General features: G+C 69.0%; 11 protein-coding genes. 2 read left to right on the top strand and 9 right to left on the bottom strand.

Features of this window, described 5'->3' with window-relative positions:
- Nucleotides 1-392 precede the first annotated feature (392 nt).
- Nucleotides 393-917, top strand: a complete 525-nt coding sequence (locus ACZ7L4_RS18450) for a universal stress protein (protein ID WP_326014974.1) — start codon at nucleotides 393-395, stop codon at nucleotides 915-917.
- Nucleotides 918-1,179: 262 nt separating this feature from the next.
- On the opposite strand, the gene glmS is transcribed toward ACZ7L4_RS18450, so the two are convergent.
- Together glmS and ACZ7L4_RS18440 are read right to left on the bottom strand one after the other, a co-directional pair.
- Nucleotides 1,180-2,997 carry a glutamine--fructose-6-phosphate transaminase (isomerizing) gene (glmS, locus tag ACZ7L4_RS18445; protein ID WP_472103686.1) on the bottom strand — a complete coding sequence of 606 codons (1,818 nt, stop codon included), beginning with the start codon at nucleotides 2,995-2,997 and terminating at the stop codon, nucleotides 1,180-1,182.
- A 17-nt stretch (nucleotides 2,998-3,014) separates the two neighbouring features.
- Nucleotides 3,015-3,272, bottom strand: coding sequence for a hypothetical protein (locus ACZ7L4_RS18440; RefSeq protein WP_450814259.1), 258 nt, complete (start codon nucleotides 3,270-3,272; stop codon nucleotides 3,015-3,017).
- 238 nt (nucleotides 3,273-3,510) lie between these two features.
- Between ACZ7L4_RS18440 and ACZ7L4_RS18435 the strand changes: the two genes are divergently transcribed.
- On the top strand, nucleotides 3,511-5,085 hold the full coding sequence (locus tag ACZ7L4_RS18435) for a purple acid phosphatase family protein (protein ID WP_472103684.1): 1,575 nt from the start codon (nucleotides 3,511-3,513) through the stop codon (nucleotides 5,083-5,085).
- Nucleotides 5,086-5,123: 38 nt separating this feature from the next.
- Here the strand turns inward: ACZ7L4_RS18435 and ACZ7L4_RS18430 are convergent, their stop codons facing one another.
- The 7 genes from ACZ7L4_RS18430 to ACZ7L4_RS18400 form a co-directional block, all read right to left on the bottom strand.
- Complete coding sequence (locus ACZ7L4_RS18430) at nucleotides 5,124-6,008, bottom strand: DUF4429 domain-containing protein (RefSeq protein WP_472103683.1); 885 nt, start codon at nucleotides 6,006-6,008, stop codon at nucleotides 5,124-5,126.
- Between the two features lie 78 nt (nucleotides 6,009-6,086).
- Nucleotides 6,087-7,862, bottom strand: a complete 1,776-nt coding sequence (locus ACZ7L4_RS18425; RefSeq protein WP_472103682.1) for an IucA/IucC family protein — start codon at nucleotides 7,860-7,862, stop codon at nucleotides 6,087-6,089.
- A complete protein-coding gene (locus tag ACZ7L4_RS18420) occupies nucleotides 7,859-8,428 on the bottom strand; it encodes a GNAT family N-acetyltransferase (RefSeq protein WP_472103680.1) in 570 nt (189 codons plus the stop codon). Before ACZ7L4_RS18420 ends, ACZ7L4_RS18425 begins: the two co-directional genes overlap by 4 nt.
- Nucleotides 8,425-9,726: a lysine N(6)-hydroxylase/L-ornithine N(5)-oxygenase family protein gene (locus tag ACZ7L4_RS18415; RefSeq protein WP_472103678.1), complete on the bottom strand. Its 1,302-nt coding sequence runs from the start codon at nucleotides 9,724-9,726 to the stop codon at nucleotides 8,425-8,427. Before ACZ7L4_RS18415 ends, ACZ7L4_RS18420 begins: the two co-directional genes overlap by 4 nt.
- On the bottom strand, nucleotides 9,710-11,152 hold the full coding sequence (desA, locus tag ACZ7L4_RS18410; protein ID WP_472103676.1) for a lysine decarboxylase DesA: 1,443 nt from the start codon (nucleotides 11,150-11,152) through the stop codon (nucleotides 9,710-9,712). The genes ACZ7L4_RS18415 and desA overlap by 17 nt, the downstream gene beginning before the upstream one ends.
- 172 nt (nucleotides 11,153-11,324) lie before the next feature.
- On the bottom strand, nucleotides 11,325-12,182 hold the full coding sequence (locus ACZ7L4_RS18405) for a siderophore-interacting protein (protein WP_472103674.1): 858 nt from the start codon (nucleotides 12,180-12,182) through the stop codon (nucleotides 11,325-11,327).
- A 4-nt stretch (nucleotides 12,183-12,186) separates the two neighbouring features.
- On the bottom strand, nucleotides 12,187-13,233 hold the full coding sequence (locus tag ACZ7L4_RS18400) for an ABC transporter substrate-binding protein (RefSeq protein WP_472103672.1): 1,047 nt from the start codon (nucleotides 13,231-13,233) through the stop codon (nucleotides 12,187-12,189).
- Between the last annotated feature and the right edge of the window lie 14 nt (nucleotides 13,234-13,247).

Raw genomic sequence — 13,247 nt, 5'->3', positions numbered from 1 at the left:
CGTGGTGGGGCGCGGCGCTGGGTCGCCGGTCGGGGGTCGGTCCGGGCACTGAGCGCTCCCTGTGTCTTCGGTACGCGAGTTCAACGCCGCCGACCGGCCCAGGTCACTTCGTCGGGGGAGGGCAGACGCCCAGTTGAGTGCGCAAACCGCCTGTACGGGGCAGCAACCATTGCCATACGGTCGCCCCTCGTGCATGCTCCCCTGAACGCGGCGGAGCGAGACCATCGACGAAGAAGGCGCAGCTCTGGGGCCCGGAATCAGAGTCTGGGCAGAGGAGGAGTGTCGCCGTACCCTTGGGGGTATGGGGTTGGGAAGATGATTCCCGGACACAGCTCCGCCGATCAGTTGTCGTCCCCTCTTTAGAGGCCCACGAGGTACACGCCGAGACACTCATGGCCGGTCACGAAATCCCCGAACCCGCGGACCGCAAGCGGCAGGTCGCCGACCCCACGGCGACGCCCCGAGCGGCGGAAGAGACACGTCAAGCCTGTGATCCCGCTTTCAAGCACGGTGTCGTCGTCGGTTTCGACGGCTCGACGTCGAGCGAGCGGGCGCTGGCGTACGCGATCGGCATGGCCCACCGTTCGGGCTCGGGGCTGATCATCGTCCATGTGGCCAACCGGCTGCCCACCACGGTGTGGGCGGGCTGCGAGCCGCCCGTGTTCGTGGACGTGCCGGATCACCGCACGGAGGTCCTGGGGCTCGAACTGGCCTGTGCGGAGTATCTGTCCGAGGTGCCCTGGATCCTCGTCGAGCGCGGTGGCGACATCTGCCACGAGCTGGAGGAGGTCGGGCACGAGTACTCGGCCGACGCGATCGTCGTGGGCTCGACCCACGGGCTCGTCGGGCGGATCTTCGGCTCGGTCGCGGGGCGGCTTGCGCGGCGCGCGCAGCGGCCCGTCATCGTCATCCCGTAAGTCCCCGCGGGGGGCCGGGAGTTGAGTGGGCGTCGAATTTCCCGCCGCTGGATAAATCTACTCTCGCGTAGAGGTGCTTTGTGCCCTTGTGAAGGGTAAATACGGGTCGCTGGAAGATGCTGGGCGGGCTGATGACCGGCGGGTGACGGCCGCCGGTCGACGGCCAAGGGCCGGGGCAATGGGCGGCCCCGGCCCTCTCGAAAACGGGTCCCGTGCGCATGGTGGCGCGTACGGGGCCCGTTTGTGTCGGCTCGAGCTGTACCTACTCGACCGTGACCGACTTCGCCAGGTTGCGGGGCTTGTCGATGTCGCGGCCGAGGGCCAAGGCCGTGTGGTAGGCGAGGAGTTGGAGCGGGATGCCCATCAGGATCGGGTCCAGCTCGTCCTCGTTCTTCGGGACGACGATCGTGCGGTCGGCCTTCTCCTGCTCCTGGTGGGCGACCGCGAGGATGCGGCCGGAGCGGGCCTTGATCTCCTCCATCGCGGCGCGGTTCTTCTCCAGGAGGTCGTCGTCCGGGACGATCGCCACCGTCGGGAGCGCGGGCTCGATGAGGGCCAGCGGGCCGTGCTTCAGCTCGGAGGCCGGGTAGGCCTCGGCGTGGATGTACGAGACCTCCTTGAGCTTCAGGGACGCCTCGCGGGCCACCGGGTAGCCACGGACGCGGCCGATGAACATCATCGAGCGGGCGTCCGCGTACTCCTCGGCGATCTTCTTGATCTCCGCCTCCTGCTCCAGGATCTCGGTGATCTGGGCCGGGAGCTTGCGCAGGCCCTCGATGATCCGCTTGCCGTCGGCGACCGAGAGGTCGCGGATCCGGCCGAGGTGCAGGGCGAGCAGGGCGAAGGCGACCGTGGTGTTGGTGAAGCACTTGGTCGAGACGACGCAGACCTCGGGGCCCGCGTGGACGTACACGCCCGCGTCGGACTCACGCGCGATGGCCGAGCCGACGACGTTCACGACGCCGAAGACGCGGGCGCCCTTGCGCTTCAGCTCCTGGACCGCGGCCAGTACGTCGTACGTCTCGCCGGACTGGGAGACCGCGATGTAGAGGGTGTCGGGGTCGACGACCGGGTTGCGGTAGCGGAACTCGGAGGCCGGCTCGGCGTCCGCGGGGATGCGGGCCAGCTCCTCGATCATCTGGGCGCCGATCAGACCCGCGTGGTACGAGGTGCCGCAGCCGAGGATCTTCACGCGGCGGACTGTGCGGGCCTCGCGGGCGTCCAGGTTGAGGCCGCCCAGGTGCACCGTGGAGAAGCGGTCGTCGATGCGGCCGCGCAGCACGCGGTCCACGGCGTCGGCCTGCTCGGAGATCTCCTTGTGCATGTACGTGTCGTGGTCGCCCATGTCGAAGGAGGCGGCCTCGAGGTCCACGGTGGTCGGCTCGTTCGCGGTGCGGGTGCCGGCCGTGGTGTACGTGCGGAAGTCGTCGGCCTTCAGCGTGGCCATCTCGCCGTCGTCCAGCGTGACGATCTGGCGGGTGTGGGTGATCAGCGCGGCGATGTCCGAGGCGACGAACATCTCCTTGTCGCCGATGCCGAGGACGACCGGCGAGCCGTTGCGCGCGACGACGATGCGGTCCGGGAAGTCGGCGTGCACGACCGCGATGCCGTACGTGCCCTCGATCAGGTGCAGCGCGTCACGGACCTTGTCCTCCAGGTCCGTGTGCTGGGAACGGGCGATGAGGTGGGTGAGGACCTCGGTGTCCGTCTCCGAGCTGAACTCGACGCCCTCGGCGGTCAGCTTGGCGCGCAGGTCGGAGGCGTTGTCGATGATGCCGTTGTGGACGACCGCGACCTTGTCGTCGGACGACATGTGCGGGTGCGCGTTCTCGTCGGAGGGGGCGCCGTGCGTGGCCCAGCGAGTGTGGGCGATGCCCGTGGTGCCCTTGAAGCGGGCCGGGACCTTGGCCTCCAGGTCGCGCACCCGGCCCTTGGCCTTGACCATCTTCAGGCCGGTGGCCTTGGGGCTGGTGATGACCACGCCCGCCGAGTCGTAGCCCCGGTACTCCAGGCGCTGCAGCCCTTCCAGGAGGAGCGGCGCGACGTCACGCTTGCCGATGTAACCGACGATTCCGCACATAAGTGTTGAGATTCCCCTCAGCCGTAGACGATGCGGCGCAGCTGGCGGAGGGAGAGCTCCGGCGGCGACACCGCCCGGTAGCGCAGATCCGCCAGGATCCGCTCGAAGATCTCCGCGTTCACCAGGCCCTGACCCTGGAGTTCGCGGTGTCGGCGGCGGACGTAGTCCTCCGTCGACTCGTCGAAGTAGGCGAGCACGTCCTGGATCACCCGCAGTGCCTCGCCCCGAGTCAGGGCGGTGCTGCGTGTCAGGTGGTCGATCAGGTCCTCGTGCACGAGCCGATCCTCGGGGGTGCGGGTGGGTTTTGCAAGAATCCTGCCCGATATCGGGCAGGAGTTCGCTCGGGTGGTCGTGGTTGACGTCGCGGGGCTCTGCCCCGGACCCCGCTGCTCAATCGCCGCAGGGGCTTGAAGAGCGCCTCAATCGCCGGCGGGCTTTTATGTGTGGCTTGCTTGTGGCCGTGTTCACCTGGTGTATCCCTGGTGGATAGGTGCCTCAAGCATCTTTCCGGGCATGGACATTCCACGTATGGGCGTACCCGCCGAGCTCGCCGATCGGTCGCTCGCCGAGCAGCACGAGTATCTGCGCAGCCGGTTCTCGCGGCGGACCGTGATGCGCGGCGGGGCCGTCACGCTCGGCGCGGTCGCGGGCGGGGTATTCGTGCCGGGGGCCGCGAGCGCCGCGACCACCAGGGCCCCGGCGGCCGCCGCGGAGGCCGTCGACGGTGCGCTCGTCGCGCCCTTCGGACGGCACCTGTCGTACGGCGACGACGCGCGCACCGAGATGACCGTCTCCTGGCAGGTGCCGGTCGCGGTGAAGGACCCGTTCATCCGGGTCGGGTCCAGTGCCGGTGAGCTGTCGCGAAAGATCCCGGCCGAGCTGCGCGCGCTGTACACCCCGGCGGGCGTCGGGACCAGCGCCGACCACACCCAGTACTACGTGCACGCCAAGCTGACCCACCTCAAGCCCGGCAGGACGTACTACTACGGCGTCGGCCACCAGGGCTTCGACCCGGCGTCGCCGCGCTTCGCGGGCACCATCGGCACGTTCACGACCGCGCCCGCCCGTTCGCAGCCGTTCACGTTCACCGCCTTCGGCGACCAGGGCGTCAGCTACCACGCGCTCGCCAACGACAGCCTGATCCTCGCGCAGGGCCCGTCCTTCCACCTGCATGCGGGCGACATCGCGTACGCGGATCCCTCCGGGCAGGGGAAGACCAGCGACACGTTCGACGCGCGGACCTGGGACCTGTTCCTCGCGCAGACCGAGACCGTCGCCAAGTCCGTGCCGTGGATGGTGTCGTACGGCAATCACGACATGGAGGCCTGGTACTCGCCGAACGGGTACGGCAGCCAGGAGGCCCGGTTCGCCCCGCCGCGCAACGGGCCCGACCCGAAGAACCTGCCGGGCGCCTACTCGTTCGTGCACGGCAACACGGCCGTCGTCTCGCTCGACGCGAACGACGTGTCGTACGAGATTCCGGCGAATCTGGGGGTGAGCGGGGGGACCCAGACCACCTGGTTCGAGCGGCAGTTGAGGAAGTTCCGGGCGCCCGGGTCCGGGATCGACTTCGTTGTGGTGTTCTTCCACCACTGCGCCTACTGCACCGCCACCGCGCACGCCTCCGAGGGCGGGGTGCGCAAGGAGTGGGTGCCGTTGTTCGAGAAGTACACGGTCGACCTCGTGATCAACGGGCACAACCACGTGTACGAGCGCACGGACGTGCTCAAGGGCGACAAGGTGACCAAGGAGCTGCCGATCGGGGGCACGGCGTACCCGGAGTCGGACGGCGTCGTGTACGTCACCGCCGGCGCGGCGGGCAAGGGGCTCTACGAGTTCCCGGTCGAGGACTCGTACGAGGGGCACGAGAAGGAGGTCGATCCGTTCGCCTCGTACGTGACGCAGGAGGGTGGCAAGAAGGACGTCACGGTGGACTGGTCGCGGGTGCGGTACACCAACTATTCGTTCCTGCGGGTCGATGTGGAGCCGGCGCCGGTGGGGCGGACGGCGAAGCTGACGGTTCGGGGGCTGGCGGAGACGGGGGCCGAGGTCGACCGGTTCGTGGTCGCTCGGAAGGTGCGGGCGTAGGGGTTGCGGTCGCGGGGCTCTGCCCCGGACCCCGCTCCTCAATCGCCGGAGGGGCTTGAAAGTCGCTTCAGCACCGCCGACTTCGCCAGGGTGAACTCCTCCTCGGTCAGGACCCCCTGGTGGTGGAGGTCGCCGAGTTCGCGGAGGCGGCGGAGGAGGGCGTCGTGGTCGTCCTCCGTCGGGGGCTGTGGGGGAGGCGGGGTCTCCTCCAGGGCCGGGGGCGGGGCTGTGTGGGGGAGGCGGGCCTGGACCGCAGCCGCCACGAGGGCCATCAGCGGGTCCTTCTTGAAGCCCCACAGTTCGATGGAGTTGGGGTCGTACTTCGGTGGCGCCTTCGTCGGGGACGAGCGGACCGTGAAGCGCAGGCAGCCGTTCTCCAGGCCGATGGCCGGCTGCCACTCGACGGCCGCGATGTCGGCGAGCGCGAGCACCCGCGTGCCCGCGGAGGACTTCGCCTCCTCGGTCTTCCAGTTCCACTCCAGGCGCACGCGCTCCCCGTCGAAGCTCGCCGTGCCGTCCCCCGCGGAGACGGACAGCGGCACGGCGGGGCCGGGCAGGAGGTAGGAGGAGCACGGCGTGGCGGGGACCTCGTCCAGGAGCAGCGCGTTGCGCACCTCGTCCACGAAGTACTCGGCGACGCCGTAGCGGTCCGATTCGACGGTGAGCTGGTACGGGTCCGCGGTGTCGGACAGCTTGCCGCCGGTCGCCTGGAGCAGGGGGTCGGCGCCGTCGCGCAGGCGCAGGCGCAGCCGGCCCGTCTTCTTGCCCTGCTCGAAGGACGCGCCCGCCAGCGCCGTCAGCGGCACCGTCAGCTCGCCCAGCGCCTTGCGGAGCGGGCTGACACCCTTGTCACGGCCCGGCACGAGCCGCAGCGTGTCCCCGAGATACGTCCACGTGCCGTCGCGCTGGATGATTTCCGCCATGCCCACATTCTCGTACGGGAAAGGGGCTCGGGAGGACCGTCTCCCGAGCCCCTGGTCCACAGGACCGGCCAAACCCCGTTACGCGATGGGGTTCTCCAGGTCGCCCACCAGCTGCAGGGCGCCCGACGGGTCCGCCAGGTCGACCATCTGCTCGTTGTTGCGCAGCTGGAGGCGGTTGAGGGCGGAGAGCGAGAAGTGCGGGGCGAACATGTCGAACCGCTCGAACTTCTCCGCCAGTTGGGGCATCGACTCCTGGTAGTCGCGCACGCAGTCCGCGACCGCCGACCAGAACGTCTCCTCGTCCACGACGCCGTCCTCGACGAGGTTCGCCGCGAGGAAGCGGAAGAAGCAGTCGAAGACGTCCGTGAAGATCGACAGGAGCTTCATGTCGTCGGGGACCTCGGCCTTGATCCGCTCCACGGCGGGCGGCAGGACCGCGTCCATGTCCATCACCGCGATCTCCTCGGCGATGTCCTTGAAGATCGACCGCTTGACGACGCCCTGCTCGTCCAGGACCAGGATGACGTTCTCGCCGTGCGGCATGAACACCAGGTCGTAGGCGTAGAAGCTGTGGAGGAGCGGGGTGAGGTACGACTTCAGGTACGGCTTCAGCCACTCGCGGGGGGTCAGGCCCGAGCGTTCGATCAGGGCGCCCGCGAAGGACCTGCCCTCGCGGTCCACGTGCAGGAGGGACGCCATGGTCGCCAGGCGCTCGCCCTCGCCGAGCGAGTTCACCGGGGACTCGCGCCACAGCGCCGCCAGCATCTTGCGGTACGGCGAGTAGCGGTCGGTGGCGGCCTCGTACTCCAGGTGCCGGTAGCCGACGGCCGCGCGCTCGCGGATGATCGTCAGGCCGGTCTCCTTGAGCACCTCGTCGTTCTCGATGAGGTTCGCGAGCCAGTCGTTGATCGCAGGCGTCGCCTCCATGTACGCCGCCGAAAGGCCGCGCATGAAGCCCATGTTGATGACCGAGAGGGCCGTCTTCACGTAGTGCTTGGCCGGCTCGCTCTTGTTGAAGAACGTGCGGATCGACTGCTGCGCCAGGTACTCGTCGTCGCCCTCGCCCAGGCACACCAGGTTCTGCTGCGCGACCTCGGCGGCGAACGTGACGGAGAGCTTGTTCCACCACTGCCACGGGTGGGCGGGGATGAGGAGGTAGTCGGCGGGGTCGAGGCCCTTGTCGCGCAGGACCGTGTCGAAGCGTGCGATCGTCCCGTCGCCCAGCTCGGCGCGGAGGAACGACTCGTAGTCGAGGCCCGTGCCCGCCGTGAAGGCCGCGCGCTCGCGGCTCGCCGCCAGCCAGACGAGGCGGACGGGGCTCGCGGTCTCGGGGGCGTACGAGAGGTACTCGTGGACGCCGAAGCCGAGCCGGCCGTTGTTCGCGACGAAGCACGGGTGGCCCTCGGTCATGCCCGTCTCAATCGCCTGGAAGTCGCCGGTGGCGGCGAGTTCGGCGGAGTCGACGTACGGCTTCGTCAGTTTGAAGCAGGTGCCGGAGAGCGTGGAGGAGATCTCCTCCAGGTAGACCGGGAGGGTCGAGTCGCTCAGGCCCAGGCTGTCCTTCAGCTCGATGAAGAACTGCAGGGCGTTCAGCGGGAGTTCGGCGCCGTCGCGGTGGCGGGTGATCGAGTCGGCGGAGACCTGCCAGTGGTCCAGGCGCAGTCGGCGCGCGGTGAACTCGTAGCGGGTCAGGCCGTCGTCGCTGAGGACGGAGTACCGGTCGGGGCCCGTGGCGGCCTCGGGTATGAGGAGCCGCTCGTGGCTGAACTCGGCCAGGGCCTTGCGGATGAGGAGGCGGTTGGCCTCGGCCCAGCGCTCGGGGGAGAGGTGGGTGGCGGCGTCGGCGATGGTCATGCTGCGGTCGTCCTTCCCGTTGCCGCTTCGAACTGGGCGCGCGTGCAGAAGCTCAGCAGCGCCTTCTTCTCGGGCTTGTCGATCTCACGCTCGGGGACGAAGCCGACGGCCTCGTTCAGGGCGTGCACTGCCTTGTTGCCGACGTCGGGCTCGACGACGACGCGGTTCACCGACGGGTCGGCGAACAGGTGCTCCATCACCGTGGTGATCACGGCGCGCGTGAAGCCCGGTATCCGGACGTCCGAGGGCGCGGTGAGGAAGTGCATGCCGATGTCGCCGGGCTCGGGATCGTACAGGCCGACCAGCTCGACGTACCGGGGGTCGTAGCGCTCCATCAGGAACGCGGGCTCGCCGTCGTGCAGGCCGAGGAAGGCGTCGTGGTGCTCGTGTGCCGCGATCGACATGTACTCGCGCTCGACGTCCTGCAGCTTGGCGTCCTGCATCAGCCAGAACGCGGCCTTGGGGTCGGTGACCCAGCGGTGCAGCAGCTCGGCGTCACCCTGGGGGTCGACCGGCCGGAGGGTCAGTTTCCCTACGGTGCTTTTCGTGGTGCTCGTGTTGCTCATGCTGCGAACTCCTGGAACGCGATGGTCTTCTCGACGGGGTAGTACTCGGTGCCGAGCAGCTCGCCGATGATGTAACTGTTGCGGTAGGCGCCCATGCCCAGGTCCGGGCTGGTGATCGAGTGGGTGTGCACGCCCGCGTTCTGCAGGAAGATGCCGCGGCCCGTGGTGTCGATCGAGTAGTTGCGGGCGACGTCGTAGCGGCCCCGGCCGTCCCAGCGGATGCGGTCCTTGACCGGCTCCAGGAAGGCGGGGGTGGCGTACTTGTAGCCGGTGGCGAGGATCAGGCCCTCGGTCTCGAGCTCGAACTCCTTGTCCTGCTCCTCCTGGTGCAGGCCGAGGGTGTACGTGCCGTTGTCGTGAGTCGCCGTGCGCAGCGCGGAGTTGGTGAGCAGCCGCGTCGGGACCGGGCCGTTCAGACCCTTCTGGTAGAGCAGGTCGAAGATGGCGTCGATCAGCTCACCGTCGATGCCCTTGAACAGGCCCTTCTGCCGCTCCTCAAGGGAGTAGCGCTTCTGCTCGGGCAGCGCGTGGAAGTAGTCGATGTAGTCCGGGGACGTCATCTCCAGCGTGAGCTTGGTGTACTCCAGCGGGAAGAAGCGCGGCGAGCGCGTCACCCAGTTCAGCCGGTAGCCGTGCACGTCGATCTCGCTGAGGAGGTCGTAGTAGATCTCGGCGGCGGACTGCCCGGAGCCGACCAGCGTGATCGACTTCTTCTTCTGGAGCTGCTCCTTGTGCTGCACGTAGCGGGAGTTGTGGATGACGCCGTCGCCGCCGAGCCCCTGGCAGGCCTCGGGGACGTACGGCGGGGTGCCGGTGCCGAGGACCAGGCGGCGGGCCCGGTGGGTCTCGCCCTTGTCGGTGTGCACGAGGTAGACCTCGGCCGCCTCGTCGTAGTGGACCTCGGTGACGGTCGTCGAGAAGCGGATGGACGACAGCTTGGCGGCCGTCCAGCGGCAGTAGTCGTTGTACTCGACGCGCAGCGGATAGAAGTTCTCGCGGATGTAGAACGAGTAAAGGCGCCCCGATTCCTTCAGGTAGTTGAGGAAGGAGTACGGCGAGGTGGGATCGGCGAGCGTCACCAGGTCCGACATGAACGGGGTCTGGAGGTGCGCGCCGTCGAGGAACATGCCCGAGTGCCACTCGAAGTCCGGCTTGGACTCGATGAACAGGCCGGTCAGCTCGTCGATCGGCTCGGTGAGCGCGGCGAGGCCGAGGTTGAAGGGGCCGAGCCCGATCCCGATGAAGTCGTACACGGTGTTCTTCGCCGTCTCGTTCGTTCGGTCAGGATGCGCGGTCAAGGGTGTCTCCCAGGTACTGCTCGGCGTGGCCGGCGATGAGGTCGAGGACGGCTCGGATGTCGGCGAGCGTCGTCTCGGGGTTGAGCAGGGTGAACTTCAGGTACTGGCGCTCGCCCACCTTGGTGCCCGCGACGACGGCGTCACCGGAGGCGAACAGGGCCTTGCGGGCGTGCAGGTTGGCGCGGTCGATCTCCGCGGGGTCGGTGGCGTCGGCCGGGATGTAGCGGTAGACGAGCGTGGACAGGCTCGGCTCCACGACCACGTCGAAGCGCGGGTCGGCGGCGAGCAGCTGCCAGCCCTCGTACGCCAGGTCGCAGACCTCGTCGAAGAGGGAGCCGATGCCCTTGGCGCCCATCACGCGCAGCGTCAGCCACAGCTTGAGCGCGTCGAAGCGGCGCGTGGTCTGCAGGGACTTGTCGACCTGGTTGGGGATCCGCTCGGCGACCGTGCGCCGCGGGTTGAGGTACTCCGCGTGGTACGTGGCGTGCCGCAGGGTGGCGCCGTCGCGGACCAGGATCGCGCTCGAACTCACGGGCTGGAAGAACGACTTGTGGTAGTCGACGGTGACCGAGTCGGCGCGCTCGATGCCGTCGAGCCGCTCGCGGTTCTTGTTCGACACGAGCAGTCCGCAGCCGTACGCGGCGTCGACGTGCATCCACGTGTCGTACTGGGCGCACAGCTCGGCGATCTCGGGGAGCGGGTCGATGGAGCCGAAGTCGGTCGTCCCCGCGGTGGCGACGACGGCCATCGGGACGAGGCCCTCCTCGCGGCAGCGCTGCAGCTCGGCGGCGAGGGCCACGGTCTGCATGCGCTTCTCGCGGTCGACGGGGATCGAGACGACCGCCTCCGGGTCGAGGCCGAGCAGCGTCGCGGACTTCTTGACGCTGAAGTGGCTGACCTCGGAGGCGAAGACGCGGAGTGTGGCCAGGTCCTTCGACTTGGCCTCCTCCCGGGCGAGCAGCAGGGCCTGAAGGTTGGACTGCGAGCCGCCGGAGGTGAACACGCCGTCGGCCGCGGGGCCGAGGCCGATCCGTCCGGTGGTCCAGTCGATGAGCTTGCGCTCGATGAGCGTGCCGCCCGCGGACTGGTCCCAGGTGTCGAGCGAGGAGTTGACCGCGGCGAGGATCGCCTCGCCGAGCACGGCCGGGATGACGACCGGGCAGTTGAGGTGGGCGAGATAGCGGGGGTGGTGGAAGTAGACGGCGTCGCGGAGGTAGACGTCCTCCAGCTCGTCCAGGGCGGCGATGGTGTCCTGGAGCGGCTCGTCCAGATCGACGGCGTCGACGGTGGGGGCGAGAGCGTCGGGAGTGACGCCGGTGAACGGCCTTGTGGTGGTGGCGAGTTTGGCCGCCACCCGCTCGACTCCCTCGGTCACGGAGCTGCGGTACAACTCCGCGGTGGTGTCATTGAGCAGGTGCGAGCGCATGAACGGTTCCTCCGGGTGGGGTGGGGTGGTTCCCGGGTGGGGCAGGAAAAAGGGCGAGGTCGCGAACCCTTCGATTAGGTTAGCCTAACCTAACTTCGGCTCGCGACCCCGCCCCCTGTTCTGTGGCTGGAATGGCTGGAATGTTCTGTTGTGGGTGCTGTGGGCGGTGGTGTTACGCCGCCCGCAGCGCGTCCTCGCTCAGGCCGCGCCGCCAGTAGCCGACGAACGTCACCGCACGCTTGTCGTAGCCGCGCTCGCGCACCAGGTGCCGCCGCAGCTCCTTCATGGTTCCGGCCTCACCGGCCAGCCAGGCGTACGGACTTGTGGCCTCGGGGAGCCGGGCCGCGCGCACCGCGTCCACCACGGAGGGCGCGCCCTCGTCGCGGACCAGCCAGGTCACCTGGACGTCCGCGAGCGTGATGATCGGCTGGATGTCCGCGCGGTGCGGAACCTCCAAGTACACGTGCGCCGAGACGTGTTCGGGCAGCCAGGCGAGCACGCCGAGCGCGGCGGGGAGCGCCGTCTCGTCGCCCCACATGAGGATCTGGTCGAAGTCGTCCTGTGGGCGGCAGCGCACCGCGGCGTTGTCGGCGATCGCCGGGCCGAGCACGACGGCACGGTCGCCGGGGGCCGCGGCGCGGGCCCAGCGGCAGGCGGGGCCCGAGGTCGACGGGTCGTCGTCGTGCAGCACGAAGTCGATGTCGACTTCCTCCGCGGGGAAGCGGCGCTGGCCGCTCAGCGTGTACGAGCGCATGATCGCGCGCTCGTCGTCCGGGATCGCCCGGTAGGCGGTGTGCCAGCCGCGGCCGTCGTCGCCGGGGATGACCGGCGGGAGCACGGGGGCGTCCTGGCCCGGGTGCGGCAGGAAGAGGGAGAGGGACTGGTCCCGGCCGCCGCCGTGGAAGGCGGCGAGCTCGGGCCCGGTGAAAGTGACCCTGAGGAGCGACGGGCCGAGCCGCCGCGTGCGGACCACTTGCAGATCGAAGAATCGGAAGGGGGCAACAGCGGGGGCTTCGGCCGTCGTCGTCATGGGATCAGGACACCTTCTTCGCCGTCTCGATGGCCTTCGCGAGGTTCTCCAGCATGGGAGCGCACTTGTCGTAGGAGAGGATCGGCTCGGGGGAGCGGGCGATGACCTGGCCGGCCTTGACCGCCGGCAGCTTCTTCCAGGTCGGCTCGTCGATGTCGGCGGGCTGAATCGCCTGGGCGCGGTCGTCCATCATGATGATGTCGGCCTTGTGCTTGTTGACGTTCTCCCAGCTCAGGTTCTCGAACCAGCCGCCGGACGCCTTCTTCGCGGCCTCCGAGGGCTCCACGAAGTTCACGCCGAGCGCCTTGAAGTACTCCAGGTCGATGGAGAGGTTCGTGCCCGAGACGTAGAAGATGTCGGGGCTCGCGCTGCCCGCGAGGACCTTGATGTCGGGGTTGGCCTTGGCCGCCTTGCGCAGCCGGGCCGCGGCGTCCTCGAAGCGCTTCTTGGCCTTGACGACCTTGTCGGCCTTCAGGTCGGCGCCGAGCGACTCGGCCAGCTTGTAGACGTGCTCCAGCGGGGTCGTCAGCTGGCGGTCGTAGACGGAGATGCCGACGCTCGGGGCGAGCTTGGCGACCTTCTTGGCGGACTCCTCCGGGACGTACCAGAGGGTGCCCGCGCCGTCGAAGATCGTGGTGATCAGTACCTGGGGGGCGAGCCCCGCGTACTTCTCGATGTTGAACTGGCCCCACTCGTTGCCGATGACCGTGACCTTGTCGACGGGCATGTCGCCGGCCTGGACGTCGGGCTTGCCGCCCTTCGTGGTGGTCGGGCCGAAGACGCCCTTGACCTGGATGCCGTAGTCGTAGAGGGCGGCGCCCATGCCGGTGAAGGCGACGATCTCCGTCGGCACCTTGTCCAGCTTCACGGTCTTGCCGCGGTCGTCCTTGTACGACCAGGGGCCGGACTTCTTCGCGGCACCCGCCGAGCTGGAGCCGCCGTCTTTGGAGCCGCCGTCGCCGCAGGCGGCGAGCGCGGCCCCGAGGCCGATGGCGCCGGTCGCGGCGAGTATGCCGCGGCGGGTGGGGCGGGACAGTCGGGCGTTGGGCATGACGGGCAACTTTC

Source organism: Streptomyces sp. NPDC107575 (genome assembly GCF_055657265.1).
This window is presented reverse-complemented; position numbering and strand designations above follow the sequence as displayed.

Coding starts and splice junctions, on each gene's coding strand:
- ACZ7L4_RS18450 (WP_326014974.1), top strand. CDS start 393: ATGGCCGGTCACGAAATCCCCGAACCCGCGGACCGCAAGCGGCAGGTC.
- glmS (WP_472103686.1), bottom strand. CDS start 2,997: ATGTGCGGAATCGTCGGTTACATCGGCAAGCGTGACGTCGCGCCGCTC.
- ACZ7L4_RS18435 (WP_472103684.1), top strand. CDS start 3,511: ATGGACATTCCACGTATGGGCGTACCCGCCGAGCTCGCCGATCGGTCG.
- ACZ7L4_RS18430 (WP_472103683.1), bottom strand. CDS start 6,008: ATGGCGGAAATCATCCAGCGCGACGGCACGTGGACGTATCTCGGGGAC.
- ACZ7L4_RS18425 (WP_472103682.1), bottom strand. CDS start 7,862: ATGACCATCGCCGACGCCGCCACCCACCTCTCCCCCGAGCGCTGGGCC.
- ACZ7L4_RS18420 (WP_472103680.1), bottom strand. CDS start 8,428: ATGAGCAACACGAGCACCACGAAAAGCACCGTAGGGAAACTGACCCTC.
- desA (WP_472103676.1), bottom strand. CDS start 11,152: ATGCGCTCGCACCTGCTCAATGACACCACCGCGGAGTTGTACCGCAGC.
- ACZ7L4_RS18405 (WP_472103674.1), bottom strand. CDS start 12,182: ATGACGACGACGGCCGAAGCCCCCGCTGTTGCCCCCTTCCGATTCTTC.
- ACZ7L4_RS18400 (WP_472103672.1), bottom strand. CDS start 13,233: ATGCCCAACGCCCGACTGTCCCGCCCCACCCGCCGCGGCATACTCGCC.